This window comes from Microbacterium sp. J1-1, assembly GCF_024498615.1.
Taxonomy (GTDB): domain Bacteria; phylum Actinomycetota; class Actinomycetes; order Actinomycetales; family Microbacteriaceae; genus Microbacterium; species Microbacterium aurugineum.
Genome location: NZ_CP089590.1, coordinates 2,220,929 through 2,240,782 on the forward strand (window position 1 = coordinate 2,220,929; position 19,854 = coordinate 2,240,782).

Consider the following 19,854-nt stretch of genomic DNA (forward strand, 5'->3'; position numbering starts at 1 on the left):
TTCGTTCGGTGGTGTCGACCGCGTCAGGCCGCATGCAGCGCGCGGTCGATCAGGGTGATCACGTTCTCCGTGCCGTTGCGGGTTCCTGCCGTCGCGGCGGCGGCCGCCATCCGGTCGATCCGTGCCTGATCCCCCAAGAGGGGCACGACGATCCGGCGTACCGCGTCGCCGTCGAAGGTGGCGTCGTCCAGGAGCTCGGCAGCACCGGCCGCCACTGCAGAGGCCGCGTTCAGTCGCTGCTCACCGTTGCCCACCGAATAGGGCACGTAGAGCGCGGGGATCCCCAGCGCGCTGATCTCGCTCACCGTCGCCGAGCCGGACCGCGACACGATCAGGTCTGCGAGCGCGAAGGCCAGATCCATGCGATCCACGTACCGACGCAACGCGTAGCCGTCGACTCCGGGGTCCGCCAGATCGCTGCGTTCACCGGTCACATGCAGCAGCTGCCAGCCCGCTGCGAGGATGTCCTGCCAGGAATCTGCCAGAGCCTCGTTGAGGCGCTGTGCACCGAGCGAACCACCGAAGACGAGCAGCACGGGGCGCTGGGCGTCGAGCCCGAAGTGCTCCGCGGCCTCCGCGCGAGCGGCCGAACGATCGAGCGCGATCACCTCGCGGCGCAGGGGCATCCCGACCACTTCGCTGCCACGGAGAGGCGTGCCCTCGAACGCGACGCCCACGGCCGCCGCGCGGCGGGCACCGAGCACGTTGGCCAGTCCGGGCTTGGCATTGGCCTCGTGCACCACGAACGGAACACCCTCGCGACGAGCGGCGACGTACGCCGGCGCCGACGCATACCCGCCGAACCCGACGACGACGTCGATGCCGTGCCGACGGATGTGCTCGCGCACTTGGGCGATCGCCCGACGGAACCTCCCGGGGAAGGCGGCCGCCTGGCGGTTCGGTCGGCGCGGGAACGGAACCTTGTCCACGATCAGCAGGTCATAGCCTCGCTCAGGCACGAGTCGCGATTCGAGCCCCTCCGCCGTGCCGAGCACGAGGACCGAGTCGTCGGGGACGCGCTCACGGAGCGCATCGGCGACGGCGAGCAGGGGATTCACATGGCCGGCGGTGCCACCGCCGGCGAGGAGATACGAGGTCACCTGGCGACCCTACCCCGCTCCGCTGACTGCTTCTCGGTCACGGGGATCGTGCGTGCGAACGCGAGCAGAACACCGCAGGCGATCAGGACGGCGAGCAGTGCTGTGCCTCCCTGCGACATGAATGGGAGAGGGACGCCCATCACGGGGAAGATACCGATGACGACGCCGATGTTCAGGACGGCCTGACCGACGATCCACACCGTGATTCCCCCGGCCGCGACGCGGATGAAGGCATCCGGCGTCTTCCGGATGATGTGGAACGCACCGACCGTGAAGAACGTGAACAGGGCCAGGACGACGATGCAGCCGATCAGCCCGAGCTCTTCTCCGACGATGGCGAAGATGAAGTCGTTGCCCGCTGCAGGCAGCCATCCGTACTTCTCCTGGGAGTTGCCGAGCCCGAGTCCGAAGATCCCCCCGGATGCCATGCCCCAGATGCCGTGGATCGACTGATAGCAGTCGCCCTCGTACAGCGCCATGTCGTCGCACGTGGCGACGATGCGGCGCATGCGGTCCTGGCTGGACAGCGCGTAGGCGAGCACCGCGATGACGCCGAGAATCACGGGAAGGATGAACAACCGGAGCTTGACCCCGGAGAAGAACAGACACCCCAGGAGGATGAGGACCAGCACCATCGCGGTGCCGAGGTCCTTTCCGGCGAGCACGGTACCGATCGCGAGCGCACCGACCGGGATCACGGGAATGAAGACGTGATGCCAGGTGCCGAGCATCGCCTGCTTGCGCAGCAGCACCGCCGCGATCCAGAGGGCCAGGGCGAGCTTGAGGAACTCGGAGGGCTGCAGCGTGAACCCGGCGATCTGGATCCAGTTCCGGTTTCCGCCGTCCTCGATACCCAGCGGCGTGAAAACCAGCAGCTGCAGAGCGACCGCGCCGAACAGTGCGGGCCACGCCATCTTCTTCAGGAACGCGACCGGCATCCGACTGACGAGGAACATCAGCGGCACACCCAGGAGGGCGAACACCCCCTGACGCAGCACACCGCCCATCGGGTCCTTGCCGCTCGCGACCGCGGAGGCACTCGTGGCGGACAGCACCATGACCAGACCGAACAGAGTCAGCAGCAGAGCGGTCGATGCGATGAGGAGGAACTCCGTCGACACCGGAGTGAACCGACGCCCGAGGGAGACTCGGGCTGCGAGCCCGCCGGACTCAGAGCGCGGAGGGCGGGACACCTGTGTCATCGGCGCTCCCCCGGTCGATCCAGTCCTGCACCGCCTCGGCGAAGCGATGCCCGCGATCCGCATAGCCGGAGAACTGGTCGAAAGACGCCGCAGCCGGGGCCAGCAGGACTGTGCCCTCGCCGTCGACGATCCCCGACGCGATCTCCACGACACGGTTCATGACCTGACCAGTCTCGCCAGCATCCACCTCGAACACCGGCACCGTCGGCGCGTGTCGCCGGAATGCCGCGACGACGGAGGCACGTTCGACGCCGATCACGACGGCCGCACGAGCCGTGGTGCCGACCTCGGCGACGAGCTCGGCGATGTCCACGCCCTTGAGGTCGCCCCCGACGATCCACACGGCCCCCGGGTAGGCCCGCAGCGACGACGCTGCCGCGTGCGGATTCGTCGCTTTGGAATCGTCGACCCAGGTGATCCCCCGGTGTCGCGCGACCACCTGGATGCGGTGGGCGTCGAGGCGGAAGGACTGGAGCGCTGCGTGGATCGCCTCCGGCTCCACACCGAGGGAGCGCGCCAACGCACTCGCTGCGAGGATGTTCTGCACGATGTGCGGAGCCGCGAGGCCCGCCTCATCGAGAGCGGCGACGGTCGTGAGCTCGAGGGCGCTGCGCGCACGGTCGTCCAGGAAGGCCCTGTCGACCAGGAGCCCCTCCACGATGCCGAGGTCGCTCGGGCCCGGGATCCCGAGATCGAAGCCGATGGCGCGGGCCCCCTCGACGACCTCCGCCTCCTCCACCATGTGGCGGGTGGCCTCATCCGCCTTGTTGTAGACGCATGCGACACGGGTGTTCCGATAGACCACGGCCTTCGCATCGCGGTACGCCTGTGCACTGCCGTGCCAGACCAGGTGATCGTCGGCGAGGTTGAGGCAGACGGCGGAGTACGGGAACAGCTCACCCTCGGGGCGGGACTGTCCGAGGTACCAGAGCTGATGGCTCGAGAGCTCGACCACCAGCACGTCGAAGCCCGCCGGGTCGCGCACGGCATCGAGCACCGGCACGCCGATGTTGCCGCACGGTGCCGCGCGCAGGCCCCCCGCCACGAGGAGTGATGCGGTCAGCTGAGTCGTGGTCGTCTTGCCGTTCGTCCCGGTGATCAGCACCCAGTCGGCCGGCGAGCCGTCGGCACGGACGACCTTGTCGCGGACGCGCCACGCGAGCTCCACGTCGCCCCAGATCGTCACGTCCGACTCCTGTGCCCACCGGATGAGCGGGTGCGAGGGCGGGAACCCCGGCGAAGCGATGACGACCTCCGGCGCGAAATCCACCAGCACGGCGGGGACTTCGGCGAGTGATCCGAGCTCGAGGCGTGCACCGATCACCGGGAGCAGCCGCTCGTATTCCTCCTCCGCCGATTCGCTGAGCACCAGCACGTCCGCGCCGAGTTCGGTGAGTGTATCGGCCACAGAGAAGCCGGTCATGGACAGCCCGAGAACCGCGACCCGAAGACCCCGCCAGTCGGCGTTCCAACTGGTGAGTCCGGCGAGGCGCTCAGTCGACACGGGTGAGCCATTCGACGTAGAACAGGCCGACGGCCGACACGGCGAGCAGACCGGCGATGATCCACATGCGGACGACGATCGTGACCTCGGACCAGCCGCGCATCTCGAGGTGGTGATGGAACGGGCTCATCAGGAAGAGGCGCTTGCCTCGGGTGAGTTTGAAGTAGCCCCGCTGCAGGATGACCGAACCGGAAGACAGCACGAACACCCCGGCGATCACGAGGAGGAGGAGTTCGGTGCGGGTGAGGATCGCCATGGCCGTGATCACGCCACCGATGGCCATCGAGCCGACGTCACCCATGAAGACCTTCGCCTTGGGGGCGTTCCACCAGAGGAACCCGATGAGGCTCGCCGCGACCGAGGCCGCGATGATGGCGAGGTTGAAGGGATCGCGGACCTCGTAGCATCCGCCGAGCGCATCGGGGTCTCCGCCGATGCAGGGTTGCTTGAACTGCCAGAACGCGATCACGCTGTACGCACCGACGACGATGACGCCGGCACCGGCGGCGAGGCCGTCCAGCCCGTCCGTCAGGTTGACGCTGTTCGACGTGGCGACGCCGATGACCGAGATCCACACCAGATAGAGGATCCAGCCGAGCACGACGCCGAAGGCGAACAGGTTGAGCCAGGTGATGTCGCGGAAGAGCGAGATCGCGGAGCTCGCAGGCGTCTGCCCCCACTTGTTGGGGAAGTTGAGCGCGACGATGCCGAAGGGCACGATCACGATGAGCTGGCCGATGACCTTGCGCCAGCCCGACAGCCCGAGGCTCCGCTGGCTGCGCACCTTCATGTAGTCGTCGATGAAGCCCACGGCACCGAAGCCGACCATCAGCCAGATCACCAGAAGCGCCGAGAGGGCGGGAACCTCGCCGCTGACGAGGACGCCCGTGAAGTAGCCCACGATCGAGCCGAGGATGAAGATGACGCCGCCCATCGTGGGGGTCCCCCGCTTCGCCTCATGGCTCGGGTTGTGGACCGACTCCGGGGTACGGATGACCTGTCCCCAGCCCCACTTCCGGAAGAGCCGGAGGAAGACGGGGGTCAGGAACAGGGTGAAGGCGAGCGAGATCGCCGCCGACATGATGAGAGACCTCACGAGAACAATTCTCCCAGACGATCGCCGAGATGCCGGAGGCCCACGGAATTGGATGACTTCACGAGCACGCGGTCGCCGTCGCGGAGCTCGGTGCGGAGGTACTCGTACGCCGCGTCCTGGTCGGGAAGGTGCACGGCCTCACTGTCCCAGGAGCCTTCGCCGACGGCGGCGAGATAGAGCCGCCTGGCTTCCGGTCCGACGACGACGATTCGCTGGATGTTCAGACGCACGGCGAGCAGACCGATCCGATCGTGCTCCTCCCCCGCGCTCTCGCCGAGTTCACTCATGGCCCCGAGCACGGCGACCGTCCGCTCATCGGGACCGGTGATCTGGGCGAGGGTGCGCAGCGCCGCAGCCATCGAGTCCGGGCTGGCGTTGTAGGCGTCGTTGATGATCCGGACGCGGTCGCTTCCGAGCGGTTGCATACGCCATCGTTCGGCGATCTCCACCGTCTCCAGACGCGCGACGGCGTCTGCCGGGGCGATGCCGAGGACGAGGGCGGAGGCGATCGCCGCCAGGGCATTGGTGATGTGATGCGCGCCGAGCACGCGGAGTCGCAGCGGCAGCCGCTCCCCGCCGACCTCGATGACGCAGGACGTGCCCGAGGCCGATACCTCGATGTCGACTGCGCGCACGTCGGCGGCGTCACTCTGCCCGAAGCCGATGACGTCCAGGCCGCGCGAGAGCGCGAGATCCTTCATCGCGGCGACTCGGGGATCGTCGATGTTGAGCACGGCCGTGCCGGGCACTCGGGCCGCCGAGACGAGCTCCGACTTCGCCTTGGCCGTCGCCTCGATCCCGCCGAACCCTCCGGCATGGGCCATGCCGACCATGAGGACCACGGCGAGATCCGGCTCCACCAGGCCCGCGAGGTGCGCGATGCTCCCCGGCGCGGCCGCACCGAACTCGCTCACGAGGAAACGGGTGCTCTTCGTCACGCGGAGCATGGTGACGGGAGCACCGACCTCATTGTTGAACGACTTGACGGGAGCGACGGTCTCGCCTTCGTCCTCCAGGATGCGCGCGAGGAAGTTCTTGGTCGTCGTCTTGCCGTTCGACCCGGTGATGCCGACGATGCGGAGCCGCCCCTCGGCACGGACGCGAGCGACCACCTCGCGTGCGAGGGCGCCGAGGGCCACGACGGCGTCCGACACGACGACCTGGCTGACGGGGACGTCGACGGTGTGCTCGACGATCGCCACGGCGGCCCCTGCTGCGACAGCCGCACCCACGAACCGGTGGCCGTCGGTCTCCGCGCCGGGCTTCGCGACGAAGACCGAGCCGGGAGTCATCGTGCGGGAGTCGGTGTCGACGATCCCGTCGACGACGGTCTCGGTCGTGTCCTCTCCGGCCACGCGCAGTTCACCGCCGACTGCGGCGGCGATCTCAGCGAGCGTCAGGGCGATCATTTCATCTCCATGCGCGGCTCTCGCCGACTATCCGAACTTGGGAAGGAGCTCGTCCATCGGGACAGTGGACGGCATCACGCGATAGGTCTTCATCACCTGCGTCATCGCCTTCTGGAAGGCGGATGCGGTGGCCGCGGACGATACAACCTTAGTCGGCTCGTCCAGGGTGACCACGACGACGTACTGCGGATCGTCCACCGGGGCGAACCCCACCATGCTGGTGTAGTAGACGCCGGCCTTGTAGCCGCCGTGGCCGTCGGAGACCTGCGCGGTACCGGTCTTGCTGGTCACACGGTAGCCCGGCACCTGGATGCGGTCCGCGTTGCCGCCCTGCACCGCCACGTTCTCCAGCATGCGCGTCAGCTCGGCCGCGGTCTGCTTCTTGATGATCTGCTCATGCTTCGGCGCCTCGGACTTCACGACGGTGCCGTCCTCGGCCGTGCACGATTCGACGAGGGAGAGATCGATCTTCTCCCCGCCGTTGGCGATCGCCTGGTAGGCACCGGCGAGTTGCGGCGCCGTCACCGTGAAGTACTGGCCGAACGTCGTCGTGTAGATGGACTGGCTGTCCCAGTCGCCGACCGGGTGGAGGATGCCGCCGACCTCCGAGGGGAAGTCGAGGGTCTTCTGGCCGACTCCGAACCTCTCGAGGTAGTCGTAGCGCACGTCCGGGGAGACCATGGTGCCGAACTTCGACAGCGCCACGTTCGACGAATCGATGAGCCCACCGGCGAGCGTGTAGTTGTAGGCGGGGTGACTGAATGCGTCGTTCACGACGGCTCCGTTGGGGAACGTTTCCCGCGACGACGCGGTGACCGTGCTCAGCGGTGTGAGGCCCGCGCCCTCGATGACGGCGGCGGCCGTGATCGCCTTGAACGTGGATCCCGGCTCGAAGTCCTTGTGGAAGATCTGGCTGTACCGTGTCTCCGGCGTCGAGGAGTCCAGATCGTTGGGGTCCATCGAGGGCCACTCGGCTGCCGCGCGGATCTTGCCGGTCTTGACCTCGACGACCGTCACGGTGCCGCCCTTGGCGCCCTGCTTCTGCGCCTCCTCACCGATCATCTGCTGCAGATACCACTGGAGGTCGCTGTTGATGGTGAGCTCCACGGAACCGCCGTCGACGGCCTCCACCGTGCGTTCGCTGCCGGGGATCACCACGCCGTTCGATCCCCTGCGGTACGACTCCTCGCCGTCGATGGGTGCGAGGCACTTCTCGCTCAGCTGCTCGATCCCGGCCTGTGCCGTCCCCGATCCGTCCAGGAAGCCGAGTATGTTCCCGGCGACCGCACCGTTCGGATAGACGCGGGTCTCCCTTCCCTCCATGTGGAGGTAGGCGAGCTTCAGATCGCGGAGTTCGATGTACTGCTCCGTGGTGAGCGAATTCTTGAGCGGTGCGTACTGACTCTGCGGGTCGTTCGCGAGCGCATCCGACACGAGGGCGCGCACGTCGTCACCGCTCTGCCCGGTGATCGCGGCGATCTTGTCGGACGCCTCGGCCCACGGCACCTGGGGATCCTTCTCCTCCAGCTGCATGATGACCTTCGGATTCAGCTGCGCATCGTAGACCAGCACGCTCGATGCGAGCACGGTGCCCCCCGCGTCGACGATCGATCCGCGTCGACCGGGGATCGTGTTCCCCGCGCCGATCTTGGTGAGGGATTGCGCGACGTGCTCGTCGGCGCTCACGACCTGGATGTCGATCAGGCGCACGACGAAGGCCGCCAACACGGAGAGGATGACGGCGAGGGCGACGACGGTACGTCGCCGAGGACCGCGGGTTGCTCGTGTCGTCATGCGATCTCTCCATCGATCATTTCGTGCTGGTCAGTGCGTGGTGGGACTCGGGAGCCCGTCGGTGATGGCCGGCGGAAGGTCCGGCGTCGTCTGGGCCGTGTCGCCGTCGTCGGTCACGGTCTCCGCCGGCGGCGGTTCCACGATCAGGGAGTTGGCCACAGCCGCCGCACCGTCGGGGTTGACGGTCGAGATCCCCTCCGCGCCGGCTCCGGTGCCGAAGAGCGCTCCGTCGCTGAGCCGCAGGTACGAGGGAGAACCGGCGACGACCATGCCGAGATCGGCAGCGCTGCTGGCGAGCACCTGCGGCGAGCTGAGGCCGGTGAGCTCTTCCTGCAACGCGTGGGACCGGAGATCCAGTTCACGCTGCTGCGAGGAGAGCGCGGCCAAGGTGAACGAATCCTGGGTGATCGCGAGCGAGAACCCCACCTGTGCCGCACCGATCGCCAGGGCCCCACCCAGGGCGACGAGCGCGTACGCGAGCTTCGGCTTGCGACGGACCGCCGGCCGTGTGACGGGCTGCAGCCGCCTCTGCGGCTCGCGGGTCGGTGTGAGGGGCGTCGCGGGCTTGCGGACCACCGCGTTCAGACTCATGCGCTCTCCCGCAGTTTCTCGGCGGCGCGCAGCCGCACCGGGATCGCCCGGGGGTTGCGCGCGCGTTCGTCGTCGCTGGCGAGTTCCGCACCCTTGGTGAGGATGCGGAACCGCGGAGCATGTTCGGGCAGTTCCACCGGAAGCCCGGCCGGCGCCGTCGAGGCAGACGCCGCGGCGAAGGCCTGCTTGACGAGCCGGTCCTCGAGCGACTGGTACGACATCACCACGATGCGTCCGCCGACATCGAGCGCATCCATCGCTGACGGGATCGCGTCGGCCAGCACGTTGAGCTCGGTGTTCACCTCGATGCGCAGGGCCTGGAACACGCGCTTGGCCGGATGCCCGGCACGCTGTGCGGCAGCGGGAGTCGCCGCGATCAGGATCTCGACGAGCTCGCCGGAGCGGGTGATCGGCTGCTTCTGACGCGCCTCGATGATGAAGCGCGCGTAGCGACCGGCGAGCTTCTCCTCCCCGTACCGCTCGAAGATGCGGCGCAGGTTGCCTTCGCTGTAGGTCGCGATGACATCGGCAGCGGTGACGCCCTTGGTCTGGTCCATGCGCATGTCGAGAGGAGCATCCTTCGAGTACGCGAATCCGCGCTCGGCCTCGTCGAGTTGGAGGGAGGAGACCCCGAGGTCGAAGAGGATCCCTGCCGCGCCCTGCGCATGCAGTCCGATCTCGTCGTACACCGTGTGCACCAGCGTGACGCGGTCCCCGAATCGGGCGAGCCGCTCCCCCGCGATGCGCAACGCGTCGGTGTCGCGGTCGAGCCCGATCAGTCGGATGTTCGGAAAACGCTCGAGCAGAGCTTCGGAGTGGCCGCCCATACCGAGCGTGGCGTCCACGAGCACCGCTCCGTCCGCTTGAAGGGCGGGAGCGAGCAACTCGACGCAGCGGTCGAGCAGGACGGGGGTGTGGATGTCTCGGAGGTTCATGATCTTTCTCGGGGTGACCATCGGCTCTGATCCCCCTCCGCTTCTCGACCCGGCACCGGGGAAGTGTGTCGGGGCGGGAGCGGCGGGGCATCACAGCCGTGGTCAGAAGAGTCCCGGAATCACCTCCTGCTCGAGGTCGGAGTAGGTCTCCTCGCCAGCGGCGAGGTAGGCGTTCCAGCTCTCCGCGTCCCAGATCTCGGCGTGAGCGCCGACACCGGTGACGATGAGCTCCTTCTGCAGCCCTGCGTACTGACGCAGGTGCGCGGGGATGGTGATGCGGTTCTGACTGTCGGGCATCTCCGCACTCGCACCGGAGAGGAACAGACGCATGAAGTCACGCGCCTGCTTGTTGGCGAGCGGAGCCTGGCGGATCCGCTCGTGCATCGCCTCGAACTCGGCCGTGCTGAACACGTAGAGGCACCGTTCCTGGCCGCGGGTGACGACGATGCCGCCACCGAGGTCCTCGCGGAACTTCGCAGGAAGGATGACCCGTCCTTTGTCGTCCAGCTTCGGAGAGTGCGTACCCAGCAACATCGGCCATCACCCCCTCTGCGTCCGGCCAACTCGAGGTGCGCCCCACTTTACTCCACTTTCCTCCACTTACCTACGACCAATCCGGGAAATCACGGGTCGCGCGCCAAGGGGCATGCTGAAATCCCGCGGAATTCCGCGGTGGAGTGAAGTGGAGGCTCAGTGGAGGAGCGTGGCGGCCCGCGCGTTAACGACAAAAGCCCGGATGCTCAGCATCCGGGCTTCTGTCGTGAGAAGTGAGTGGGGGTCAGTGACCGTCCTGCCGACGATCCCAGCGGTCGTTCATACGGTCCATGAACGAGGCGGAATCCTGCCGCTTCGCCGCAGAGCGTTCCCGAGGCTGCGCAGGAGCCGTGCGCCGCACGGGCGTGACGGCCACGATGACACCGGCGAGCATCGCCACGAATCCGATCACGCCGACCACGATGCCCCATACGCCGCCGAGGATGACGCCGGCCACGAGGCCGCCGACACCGGCGAGGAGAAGGAGAGCACCGTAGACCAGATTTCGGTAGCTCAGTGCGCGGTCGCCGGACGGCGCGCTCACGACGTCGGCATCATTGTGAAGGAGATGGCGTTCCATCTCGTCGAGCAGACGCTGCTCCTGTTCGGAGAGTGGCATTTCGTCCCCCTCGGGTATCGTGCCTCCCATTCTACGCGCGCGGAGGCGTCCGGGGCTAGCAGTTCGACGTCCCCTTGCTTTACGTATGCTGGGAGTCGTGTCGTCCTCCTCCCCCGTCCCCGGCGCGGTCGCCGCTCGCCTCGACCGCTTCCTCGCACGGATGCGCGACGAATCCGCCGACTACGGCCCGGACGCCGTCTCCTTTCTCGATGCCGCGGCCGGCACCCTCGAAGGAGGGAAGAGACTGCGCGCCCGGTTCTGCCACGCCGGCTGGCGCGCCGTCGCACGCTTCCACGAGCGTGACGCGGCAGAGACCGAGGCGCTCTGGGACGTGTGCACCGCGTTGGAGATCTTCCAATCCGCGGCTCTCGTGCACGACGATCTGATCGACAACTCCGACACCCGTCGCGGGAGGCCGGCGGCCCATCGCGCGCTCCAGGCGTCGCACGACGAAGCCGGGTGGTCGGGAGATGCCGAGTCGTTCGGCCGCGCCTCCGCGATTCTTCTCGGCGACCTTCTCGTCGCCTGGAGCGACGATCTGCTCGAGGCCGCGCTGGACGACCAGCCGCACGCGCGCGCCGTGCGCTCCGAGTACGCCCGGATGCGCCGGGACGTGACCACGGGGCAGTTCCTCGACATCGCCGAGGAGTCGGCCTGGAGCGTCAACGACGGAGCCCTCCACGCCGATCGGGCGCTGCGGGTGGCATCTCTCAAGTCGGCCAGATACAGCATCGAGCAGCCCCTGGTCCTCGGCGGCGCACTTGCCGGCGCCGACGTCGATCAACTGGACGCGCTTCGCCGTTTCGGTCACCCGATCGGGATGGCCTTCCAGCTGCGCGACGACGTGCTCGGAGTGTTCGGCGACGCCTCCGTCACCGGGAAACCGGCCGGTGACGACCTTCGGGAAGGCAAGCGCACGGTTCTGATCGCTCTCACGCGGCAGGCGCTCGACACGTCAGCGAGGAATCTGCTCGACGAGATGCTCGGAGACGTCGAGCTGACACCGCAGCAGGTGACCTCCTTGCAGGCGACGATCACCGACTCGGGTGCGCTCGCTCAGGTAGAGACCATGATCGCGGACTACGCCCGGGACGCCGACCGCGCGCTCTCGGGCGCCCGGCTCGACAACGCCGCGGTCGGCGAACTGCGTGAACTCGCACGCGCAGCGACGGTCCGTTCCGCCTGACCCGACGGACCCCTCAGGCGAGAGTGCGTGCGAGTCGACGCACGGCGCTCTTGTGCCCCGCCAACAGTGCGTCGATCGGCGAACGCCCCAGGCTCTCCTCGTCCGCGAGCAGCCAGTCGATCAGCTCGTCGTCGGTGAAGCCCGCATCCTGGAGCACGATGATCGTTCCCCGCAAAGAGCTCAGAGGACGCCCGTCGACGATGAACACCGCCGGCACGGCGAAGGTGCCGGTGCGACGGGACCCGACCAAGTAGTGCTCGTCGATCAGACGGCGCACGCGACCGAGCGGCTCGTCGAGCACCTCGACGAGGTCGGGCATCGTCAGCCACTCGACGGCGGCGGCAGGGGTTCCAGCAACGTTCTCAGACACGTTGCCCACTATCTCATCTCCGCCGGGATGCCGCATATCGACCCATCAGCCCCATACGTCACTTCCGTCACTTCTGTTGACTTCCGTTTACATCCGTGTCAGCGTGAAGTGCTCGAAAAGGGGGCTCGCCTTGGGAATCAAGACCGCCACGCGTCGAACGCGCAACCTGCAGCTCGGACTGCCTGCGGCCGTCCTGGGGGCTCTGGCCGCCACGCTCACCACCGCTCCCGCCGACGCCGCCTCGACGACGACGACGACGGACTTCTCGCCGATCGAGCGCCCGCGCAGCGTCCCCGTGCGCACGGTACCCGCCCAGTCCGCACCGTCGAGCTATGTCGTCCAGCCCGGTGACACCGTCTCGGCGATCGCCTCACGCTTCGGGCTCCGCACCGTCGACGTGCTGTCCTGGAACGGGCTCTCGTGGCGTTCGGTCATCTACCCGGGCCAGACCCTGACCCTGCAGGCGTCGGCCGCACCGGCCGTCGCGCCGGCGCCGGCTCCGACGGCGACCGCGACATCGCATCAGGTCGTCGCCGGCGACACCGTGTACGCGATCGCCCGGAAGTACAGCACCACCGTGGATGCCGTGCTCGCTGCGAACGGGCTGACACGCGCTTCGGTGATCTATCCGGGACAGCGCCTCGTCGTCTCCGGCTCCGCTGCGCCGCAGGCGGCCGCCGCGCCGGCTGCCACGCCTGCCACTCCGCCTGCATCCGCGGCGGCCCACACCGTCGTCGCGGGTGACACCCTGTTCGGCATCGCGCAGAAGTACGGGACCACCACTCACGCGCTGTTCACCCTGAACGGACTCGGCCCGTCATCGATCATCTACCCCGGTCAGCGACTCGCCGTGGAGGCCGCCCCTGCCCCTGCGGCGTCGAGCACCGCCGCGACCGGCGGGCAGCGCTCCGCGAGCCTCACCGCCGAGCAGGCGTCGAACGCCGCCCTCATCATCCGCATCGGCCGCGAGCTCGGCGTGAGCGATCGCGCCATCGCTCTGGCACTCGCGACCGGCATGGTCGAGTCGGGACTCCGCAACCTCGATTGGGGCGACCGCGATTCACTCGGGATCTTCCAGCAACGCCCGAGCACCGGATGGGGAACGCCCGCGCAGATCACGGACGCGGAGCGCAGCACGCGAGTGTTCTACGGTGGTCAGCACGATCCGAACGGGCAGGCGACGCGAGGGCTCCTCGACATCCCCGGCTGGGAGAGCATGCCGTTCACCTCGGCCGCTCAGGCCGTGCAGATCTCGGCCTATCCCGACCGATACGGCCAATGGGAGACGCAAGCTTATGCCTGGCTCGCGCTCTACGGGTGACGACATCCGGAAAACCGACACCGCCGAGAGGTGAGCCGCTCCCCTGACTTTCAGGCAGTCCTCCATAGAATTCTGACGTGACGACCAATCAGCAGGCCGACCCCCTCATCGGGCGGCTTGTCGACGGCCGCTACCGTGTGCGTGCTCGGATCGCCCGTGGCGGGATGGCGACGGTGTACGTCGCCACCGACCTTCGGCTGGAGCGGCGCATCGCCCTCAAGGTGATGCATGCGCACCTCAGCGATGACTCCGCGTTCCAGAGCCGCTTCATCCAGGAAGCCCGCGCGGCCGCCCGCCTGGCGGATCCGCACGTGGTCAACGTCTTCGACCAGGGGCAGGACGGCGAGCTCGCCTACCTCGTGATGGAGTACCTCCCCGGGATCACGCTGCGCGAGCTGCTGCGCGAGCAGAAACGCCTCACCATCCCGCAGACCATCACGATCATGGATGCGATCCTGGCCGGGCTCTCCGCCGCGCACCGGGCCGGCATCGTGCACCGTGACGTCAAGCCGGAGAACGTGCTCCTCGCGGAGGACGGACGCATCAAGATCGGCGACTTCGGCCTCGCCAGAGCGACGACGGCGAACACGGCGACCGGGCAGCAGCTGCTCGGGACCATTGCGTACCTCGCGCCTGAACTGGTCACCCGAGGCACGGCCGACGCGCGCAGCGACATCTACGCGCTCGGCATCATGCTCTACGAGATGCTCGTGGGTGAGCAGCCGTACAAGGGCGAGCAGCCGATGCAGATCGCCTTCCAGCACGCCACGGAATCCGTCCCGCGTCCGAGCGTCCGCAACCCCGCGGTGCCGGAGCAGCTCGACGAACTCGTGCTCTGGGCGACCGAGAAGTCGCCGGACGAGCGCCCGGACGACGCCCAGCAGATGCTCGAGCGTCTGCGTGAGATCGAACGCGAACTCGGCATCACCCCGATGGCCGCCCGCGCGACCGCTCCGCAGCACAGCCCCGGCGACTCCGGCGACCTCACCAAGGTGATGCCGAGCACGATGGTCATCGCGGATCCTGCCGCCCCGGTGGCCGCCCCGATCGACAACGCGACGCTCCTTCGACGGCGCGCGTCGAAGCGGCGCGCGCGCGGCGCCTTCCTCCTCACGCTCGTGCTGCTGCTGGCCGTGCTCGCGGGTGGCGTCGGCTGGTGGTTCGGCTCCGGCCCCGGGTCGCTCATCGCTGTGCCCGGCGTCACCGGCAAGACCTACGACGACGCCGCGGCCGTGCTGGTGGATGCCGGCTTCGTCCCCACACAGAAAGACGAGTTCTCCGTCGACGTCGACGCCGGAACCGTGATCGAGACCGACCCCGGCGAAGGCACTCGGCTCGACAAGGGTGACGCCGTCACGGTGATCGTGTCCGCAGGCCCCGCCTCGCACGACCTCGAAAAGCTCAACGGACGAACGGAGCAGGACGCGCGCGACTATCTCGCCGGGGTCAACGTCAACGTCGACGACGAGACCCTCATCCTCTTCTCGAATGCCGACGCGGGCATCGTCATCAACGCCTACGTCACCCCGCGCGCAGGCGGTGACGCCTATGCCTGCGGTGACGGATGCACCGTCTTCGAAGACGACTCCGTGGAACTGTACGTCTCAGCGGGTGCTTTCCCCGACGTGTCCGGCATGTCGGTCGACGAGGCGACCTCGACCTTGACCGGAAAGGACCTGGTCGTCAACGAGGAGTCCCAGTACGCCTTCAGCAACGATGTCGCCAAGGACATCGTCATCGGCGTGGCGGACCGGGCTTCCGAGGGCAATTGGCGCCCCGGAGACACGGTGCAGCTGATCGTCTCGAAGGGACCCGAACTCTTCCCGGTCCCCGATGTCACCAACAGGACCCTGAACGAAGCGAAACAGATCCTCGCCGACAACGGCTTCACGGCCAGCTACGCGGCCTGGGGCGACCTGCCGGGGTTCGCGGAGATGGCTACAGTGACCGGCCAGGACCCGGGAGCGGACAAGTCACTGCCGCGAGGCGGCACCGTGAACCTCTCCATCCAGCTCACCGGCTGATCCCACAGCTCACACGAGAGAGCCGCCCTCCCGAGGTTCGGGGAGGGCGGCTCTCTTCGTGACGCGAGGAGCTGATCAGCGCTTCTCGAGCTCCTCAGCCACCAGGAACGCGAGCTCCAGGGACTGCATGTGGTTCAGACGCGGGTCGCACAGGCTCTCGTAACGCGTCGCGAGAGCCGCCTCGTCGATCTGCTCGGATCCACCCAGGCATTCCGTGACGTCGTCGCCGGTGAGCTCGACGTGGATGCCACCCGGGAACGTCCCGACTGCGCGGTGCGCCTCGAAGAAGCCGCGCACCTCGTCGACCACGTCGTCGAAGCGACGCGTCTTGTAGCCCGTCGGGGTGGTGATGCCGTTGCCGTGCATCGGGTCGGTGACCCACAGCGGCTGCGCACCGGAATCGCGGACCGCCTCCAGCAGGGGCGGCAGGGCGTCACGGATCTTGCCCGAGCCCATCCGCGTGATGAACGTGAGTCGGCCGGGCTCGCGGTCCGGGTCGAGCTTGTCGATCAGCTGGAGCGCCGTCTCGGGCGACGTCGTCGGTCCGAGCTTCACGCCGATGGGGTTGCGGATCTTGGAGAAGTAGTCGACGTGCGCGCCATCGAGCTCGCGGGTGCGCTCGCCGATCCAGAGGAAGTGAGCCGACGTGTTGTACGGAGTGTCCGTGCGCGAGTCGATACGCGTCATCGGTCGTTCGTAGTCCATCAGCAGGCCTTCATGACCGGTGAAGAACTCGACGCGCTTCAGCTCGTCGAAGTCGGCGCCGGCCGCCTCCATGAACTTGATCGCGCGATCGATCTCGGCCGCCATGCGCTCGTAGCGCTGATTGGCGGGGTTCTGCGCGAAGCCCTTGTTCCACGAGTGCACCTCGCGGAGGTCGGCGAATCCACCCTGGGTGAACGCGCGGATCAGGTTCAGCGTCGACGCGGCGGTGTGGTAGCCCTGGAGCAACCGACCCGGGTCGGCCGTACGAGAGCCCTCGGTGAAGTCGTAGCCGTTCACGATGTCGCCCCGGTAGGCCGGCAACGTGACGTCGCCGCGCGTCTCGGAGTCGCTCGAGCGCGGCTTCGCGAACTGACCGGCCATGCGGCCCATCTTGACGACCGGCATCGATGCGCCATAGGTGAGCACCACAGCCATCTGCAGCACCGTCTTGATGCGGTTGCGGATCTGCTCGGCCGTCGCGCCGGCGAAGGTCTCGGCGCAGTCGCCGCCCTGGAGCAGGAACGCCTGTCCCGAAGCCGCGCGGGCGAGCCGGTCGCGGAGGTTGTCGACCTCACCCGCGAAGACCAGCGGCGGGAGGGTTGCGATCTGGCGCGAGACGTCGGCGACGCGGTCCGCGTCGGGCCACTGCGGCTGCTGCTTGATGGGAAGCGAACGCCATGCATCAAGTGCTTCGATGTGGTGCGGGAGCATGCCTTCCAGCCTAGTGGTCGCGGGGACCACGCAGATGCGCGCGGGAGGCTATGTGACGCGAGTGGGGAGCCGGTCCTTGACCGTCGACGCGTAGACGTCTTCGTACTTCTGCTCACCGAGGCGCTGCAGGGCCACCATGATCTCGTCGGTGACGGAGCGGAGGATGTAGCGGTCGTTCTCCATCCCGGCGTAGCGGGAGAAGTCGAGAGGTTCCCCGATGACGATCCCGACCCGGACGATGCGCGGCAACCGCCGTCCGATCGGCATCGCCGTATCGGTGTCGACCATGATCACGGGGATCACCGGGACCTTGGCTTCGAGAGCCATGCGGGCGATCCCCGTGCGGCCGCGATACAGCGTGCCGTCGGGACTCCGTGTCCCCTCCGGGTAGATGCCCAGGAGGTCGCCTCCGCCGAGGACCTGGAGGCCCGTGTTCAGGGACGCCTCCGAAGCCTTGCCGCCGGAACGGTCGATCGGGATCTGTCCGGTGGCTTTCATGAAGAACTTCGTGGACCACCCCTTCAGACCCCGGCCCGTGAAGTAGTCGCTCTTGGCCAGGAACGACATCGACCGGTCGATCATGAGCGGAAGGAAGATGGAATCGGCGAAGGACAGATGGTTGCTGGCGAGGATCGCCGCACCGCTTGCGGGCACGTTCTTCCGCCCCACGATCCACGGTCGGAAGACCGCCTTGACCACGGGGCCGATCACCACGTACTTCATCAGCCAATAGAACATCGAGTGGAAGTCTAGCGCCGAGGGTCGCATCCACCCCGGTCTTCTTCGCGGCGCTTCCGCGCGAGCGACCCAGTTTCACCCCGAACGCAACTCGGTTCCATGCCCTAGACTCGAAGCCACGCCCTGCCCGACCGGTACCGAAGGAGCTGCCGTGGTCCAGTTTGAAGTCCCCGCGATCGTCCCCGCCGACCCCGATGCGAACGTCGCCGACCTCCTGGTCAAGCGCGTCGAAGCCACTCCGGATCGCGCCCTCTTCTCCGTGCCGGAGGGCGACGGCTGGCGCGACATCTCCGCCGCCGATTTCCAGACGGCTGTCGTCGCCCTGGCGAAGGGCTTCGCCGCCGCCGGGATCCAGCCCGGTGAGAAGGTCGGCTTCCTGGCGCGCACCACGTACGAGTGGACGCTCATCGACTTCGCCCTCTTCTACGCCGGCGCCGTGATGGTGCCGATCTACGAGACGAGCTCGCCCTCGCAGATCCAGTGGATCCTCGAAGACTCGGGTGCGATCGCGCTGATCGTGGAGTCCCCCGAGCACTTCGCCCGCTTCGATGAGGTCCGCGGCGACCTGCCGCTGATCCGGGAGGTCTGGCAGCTGCACCTCGGAGCGATCGACACCCTCACCGCGCAGGGTGCGTCGGTGACGGACGGAGAGATCGAGCGCCGCCGCAGCCTCGCCGTCGGATCCGACATCGCGACGCTCATCTACACCTCCGGTTCGACCGGCCGCCCGAAGGGGTGCGTGCTCACGCACAGCAACTTCGTCGAGCTCTCCCGGAACTCGGCCAAGGCCCTGGACGAGGTCGTGCAGACGCCCGGCGCGTCCACGTTGCTGTTCATCACGACCGCACACGTGTTCGCCCGCTTCATCTCCATCCTCGACGTCCACGCCGGCGTCCGCACCGGACACCAGCCCGACACCCGTCAGCTGCTGCCGGCGCTCGGTTCCTTCAAGCCGACCTTCCTCCTCGCGGTCCCGCGCGTCTTCGAGAAGGTCTACAACTCCGCGGAGCAGAAGGCGGAGGCGGGCGGCAAGGGCAAGATCTTCCGCTCGGCGGCCGACGTCGCCATCGAGCACTCGAAGCTGCTCGAGCAGGGCAAGAAGATCCCGTTCGGCATGAAGCTCAAGTTCGCGCTGTTCAACAAGCTCGTCTACAGCAAGCTCCGTGAGGCGATGGGCGGCAACGTCGTGTATGCCGTCTCGGGCTCCGCTCCCCTGGGCTCGCGCCTCGGCCACTTCTTCCACAGCCTGGGCGTCGTCATCCTCGAGGGCTACGGCCTCACCGAGACGACTGCCCCGGCGACGGTCAACCTGGCCGACAAGTCGAAGATCGGCACGGTCGGCCCCGCTCTCCCGGGTGTCGGTCTGCGCCTCGCCGAGGACGGCGAGATCGAGGTCCGCGGCATCAACGTCTTCAAGGAGTACTGGAACAACCCCGAGGCGACGGCCGAGGCCTTCAGTGACGGCGGGTGGTTCCACACCGGCGACATCGGCAGCTTCGACTCCGAAGGCTTCCTCACGATCACCGGGCGCAAGAAGGAGATCATCGTCACCGCCGGAGGGAAGAACGTCGCTCCCGCCGCGCTCGAGGATCCGATCCGTGCGAACCCGATCATCGGGCAGGTCGTCGTGGTCGGTGACCAGCGTCCGTTCATCTCCGCTCTGATCACGCTCGACCCGGAGATGCTTCCGACCTGGCTCGCGAACAACGGCCTCGATGCCAAGATGTCGCTGGCGGATGCGTCCACGAACGCCGCCGTCCGCGCCGAGGTGCAGCGGGCGGTCGACGCCGCGAACGACCGGGTGTCGCGCGCGGAGTCGATCCGGAAGTTCACGATCCTCGACTCCGAGTGGACGGAGGCCTCCGGCCACCTCACACCGAAGCTCTCGATCAAGCGCAACGTCATCATGAACGACTTCGCCGACGAGATCGCCGCGATCTACGACGAGCCGGTCGCCACCACCAACGTCGCCATCGGCGGCTGACACCCCGGACAGCAAGAAGGGCCCCGCTCGC

The 19,854-nt window shown here is 67.8% G+C and carries 17 protein-coding genes; 4 read left to right on the forward strand and 13 right to left on the reverse strand.

From position 1 onward, the window contains the following. Window positions 1-23: 23 nt before the first annotated feature. The 10 genes from LRQ07_RS10575 to LRQ07_RS10620 all read right to left on the reverse strand — a co-directional run bounded on the left by LRQ07_RS10575 (window position 24) and on the right by LRQ07_RS10620 (window position 10,784). Window positions 24-1,100, reverse strand: a complete 1,077-nt coding sequence (locus tag LRQ07_RS10575; RefSeq protein ID WP_256534545.1) for a UDP-N-acetylglucosamine--N-acetylmuramyl-(pentapeptide) pyrophosphoryl-undecaprenol N-acetylglucosamine transferase — start codon at window positions 1,098-1,100, stop codon at window positions 24-26. Beyond that, window positions 1,097-2,302 (reverse strand): putative lipid II flippase FtsW, encoded by a 1,206-nt coding sequence (ftsW, locus tag LRQ07_RS10580; protein WP_047522004.1) that lies wholly within the window; start codon window positions 2,300-2,302, stop codon window positions 1,097-1,099. The genes LRQ07_RS10575 and ftsW overlap by 4 nt, the downstream gene beginning before the upstream one ends. Then, complete coding sequence (gene murD, locus LRQ07_RS10585) at window positions 2,271-3,806, reverse strand: UDP-N-acetylmuramoyl-L-alanine--D-glutamate ligase (protein ID WP_256534546.1); 1,536 nt, start codon at window positions 3,804-3,806, stop codon at window positions 2,271-2,273. The genes ftsW and murD overlap by 32 nt, the downstream gene beginning before the upstream one ends. Next, window positions 3,796-4,902: a phospho-N-acetylmuramoyl-pentapeptide-transferase gene (gene mraY / locus LRQ07_RS10590; RefSeq protein WP_047522001.1), complete on the reverse strand. Its 1,107-nt coding sequence runs from the start codon at window positions 4,900-4,902 to the stop codon at window positions 3,796-3,798. The genes murD and mraY overlap by 11 nt, the downstream gene beginning before the upstream one ends. After that, on the reverse strand, window positions 4,899-6,311 hold the full coding sequence (locus LRQ07_RS10595; RefSeq protein WP_232761624.1) for a UDP-N-acetylmuramoyl-tripeptide--D-alanyl-D-alanine ligase: 1,413 nt from the start codon (window positions 6,309-6,311) through the stop codon (window positions 4,899-4,901). Before LRQ07_RS10595 ends, mraY begins: the two co-directional genes overlap by 4 nt. A gap of 27 nt (window positions 6,312-6,338) precedes the next feature. Then, window positions 6,339-8,105 carry a peptidoglycan D,D-transpeptidase FtsI family protein gene (locus LRQ07_RS10600; RefSeq protein ID WP_256534547.1) on the reverse strand — a complete coding sequence of 589 codons (1,767 nt, stop codon included), beginning with the start codon at window positions 8,103-8,105 and terminating at the stop codon, window positions 6,339-6,341. A gap of 30 nt (window positions 8,106-8,135) precedes the next feature. Further along, window positions 8,136-8,696 carry a hypothetical protein gene (locus LRQ07_RS10605; protein WP_134351543.1) on the reverse strand — a complete coding sequence of 187 codons (561 nt, stop codon included), beginning with the start codon at window positions 8,694-8,696 and terminating at the stop codon, window positions 8,136-8,138. After that, a complete protein-coding gene (rsmH, locus tag LRQ07_RS10610; protein ID WP_248540754.1) occupies window positions 8,693-9,631 on the reverse strand; it encodes a 16S rRNA (cytosine(1402)-N(4))-methyltransferase RsmH in 939 nt (312 codons plus the stop codon). The genes LRQ07_RS10605 and rsmH overlap by 4 nt, the downstream gene beginning before the upstream one ends. A 102-nt stretch (window positions 9,632-9,733) precedes the next feature. After that, window positions 9,734-10,165 (reverse strand): division/cell wall cluster transcriptional repressor MraZ, encoded by a 432-nt coding sequence (gene mraZ / locus LRQ07_RS10615; protein WP_017830220.1) that lies wholly within the window; start codon window positions 10,163-10,165, stop codon window positions 9,734-9,736. Between the two features lie 244 nt (window positions 10,166-10,409). After that, the gene (locus LRQ07_RS10620; RefSeq protein WP_134351547.1) at window positions 10,410-10,784 is read right to left on the reverse strand and encodes a DUF3040 domain-containing protein; all 375 of its coding nucleotides are present in this window, start codon (window positions 10,782-10,784) and stop codon (window positions 10,410-10,412) included. A 97-nt stretch (window positions 10,785-10,881) separates the two neighbouring features. Here LRQ07_RS10620 and LRQ07_RS10625 point away from each other — a divergent pair, with 97 nt between their 5' ends. Next, complete coding sequence (locus LRQ07_RS10625) at window positions 10,882-11,970, forward strand: polyprenyl synthetase family protein (protein WP_256534548.1); 1,089 nt, start codon at window positions 10,882-10,884, stop codon at window positions 11,968-11,970. Between the two features lie 13 nt (window positions 11,971-11,983). Here the strand turns inward: LRQ07_RS10625 and LRQ07_RS10630 are convergent, their stop codons facing one another. Next, window positions 11,984-12,349 carry an Rv2175c family DNA-binding protein gene (locus LRQ07_RS10630; protein WP_372491382.1) on the reverse strand — a complete coding sequence of 122 codons (366 nt, stop codon included), beginning with the start codon at window positions 12,347-12,349 and terminating at the stop codon, window positions 11,984-11,986. A gap of 121 nt (window positions 12,350-12,470) precedes the next feature. Here LRQ07_RS10630 and LRQ07_RS10635 point away from each other — a divergent pair, with 121 nt between their 5' ends. Both LRQ07_RS10635 and pknB read left to right on the forward strand, forming a co-directional pair. Beyond that, window positions 12,471-13,661, forward strand: a complete 1,191-nt coding sequence (locus LRQ07_RS10635) for a LysM peptidoglycan-binding domain-containing protein (protein ID WP_256534549.1) — start codon at window positions 12,471-12,473, stop codon at window positions 13,659-13,661. Window positions 13,662-13,738: 77 nt separating this feature from the next. Beyond that, complete coding sequence (gene pknB, locus LRQ07_RS10640; RefSeq protein ID WP_256534551.1) at window positions 13,739-15,685, forward strand: Stk1 family PASTA domain-containing Ser/Thr kinase; 1,947 nt, start codon at window positions 13,739-13,741, stop codon at window positions 15,683-15,685. Window positions 15,686-15,760: 75 nt separating this feature from the next. Here the strand turns inward: pknB and LRQ07_RS10645 are convergent, their stop codons facing one another. Together LRQ07_RS10645 and LRQ07_RS10650 are read right to left on the reverse strand one after the other, a co-directional pair. Continuing rightward, entirely contained in the window at window positions 15,761-17,101 is a 1,341-nt protein-coding gene (locus LRQ07_RS10645; protein ID WP_131491295.1) for a class II 3-deoxy-7-phosphoheptulonate synthase, read from the reverse strand. A gap of 48 nt (window positions 17,102-17,149) precedes the next feature. Next, window positions 17,150-17,839, reverse strand: a complete 690-nt coding sequence (locus LRQ07_RS10650) for a lysophospholipid acyltransferase family protein (protein ID WP_052193411.1) — start codon at window positions 17,837-17,839, stop codon at window positions 17,150-17,152. 151 nt (window positions 17,840-17,990) lie between these two features. On the opposite strand from LRQ07_RS10650, the gene LRQ07_RS10655 reads away from it, so the two are divergent. After that, window positions 17,991-19,823, forward strand: coding sequence for an AMP-dependent synthetase/ligase (locus LRQ07_RS10655; RefSeq protein ID WP_047521985.1), 1,833 nt, complete (start codon window positions 17,991-17,993; stop codon window positions 19,821-19,823). Window positions 19,824-19,854: the final 31 nt, after the last annotated feature.

Excerpts from the sequence above, each read along its gene's own strand:
- LRQ07_RS10600 (WP_256534547.1), bottom strand. The coding sequence starts at position 8,105 with ATGACGACACGAGCAACCCGCGGTCCTCGGCGACGTACCGTCGTCGCC.
- ftsW (WP_047522004.1), bottom strand. The coding sequence starts at position 2,302 with ATGACACAGGTGTCCCGCCCTCCGCGCTCTGAGTCCGGCGGGCTCGCA.
- LRQ07_RS10595 (WP_232761624.1), bottom strand. The coding sequence starts at position 6,311 with ATGATCGCCCTGACGCTCGCTGAGATCGCCGCCGCAGTCGGCGGTGAA.
- mraZ (WP_017830220.1), bottom strand. The coding sequence starts at position 10,165 with ATGTTGCTGGGTACGCACTCTCCGAAGCTGGACGACAAAGGACGGGTC.
- LRQ07_RS10605 (WP_134351543.1), bottom strand. The coding sequence starts at position 8,696 with ATGAGTCTGAACGCGGTGGTCCGCAAGCCCGCGACGCCCCTCACACCG.
- rsmH (WP_248540754.1), bottom strand. The coding sequence starts at position 9,631 with ATGAACCTCCGAGACATCCACACCCCCGTCCTGCTCGACCGCTGCGTC.
- LRQ07_RS10650 (WP_052193411.1), bottom strand. The coding sequence starts at position 17,839 with ATGTTCTATTGGCTGATGAAGTACGTGGTGATCGGCCCCGTGGTCAAG.
- LRQ07_RS10645 (WP_131491295.1), bottom strand. The coding sequence starts at position 17,101 with ATGCTCCCGCACCACATCGAAGCACTTGATGCATGGCGTTCGCTTCCC.
- LRQ07_RS10620 (WP_134351547.1), bottom strand. The coding sequence starts at position 10,784 with ATGCCACTCTCCGAACAGGAGCAGCGTCTGCTCGACGAGATGGAACGC.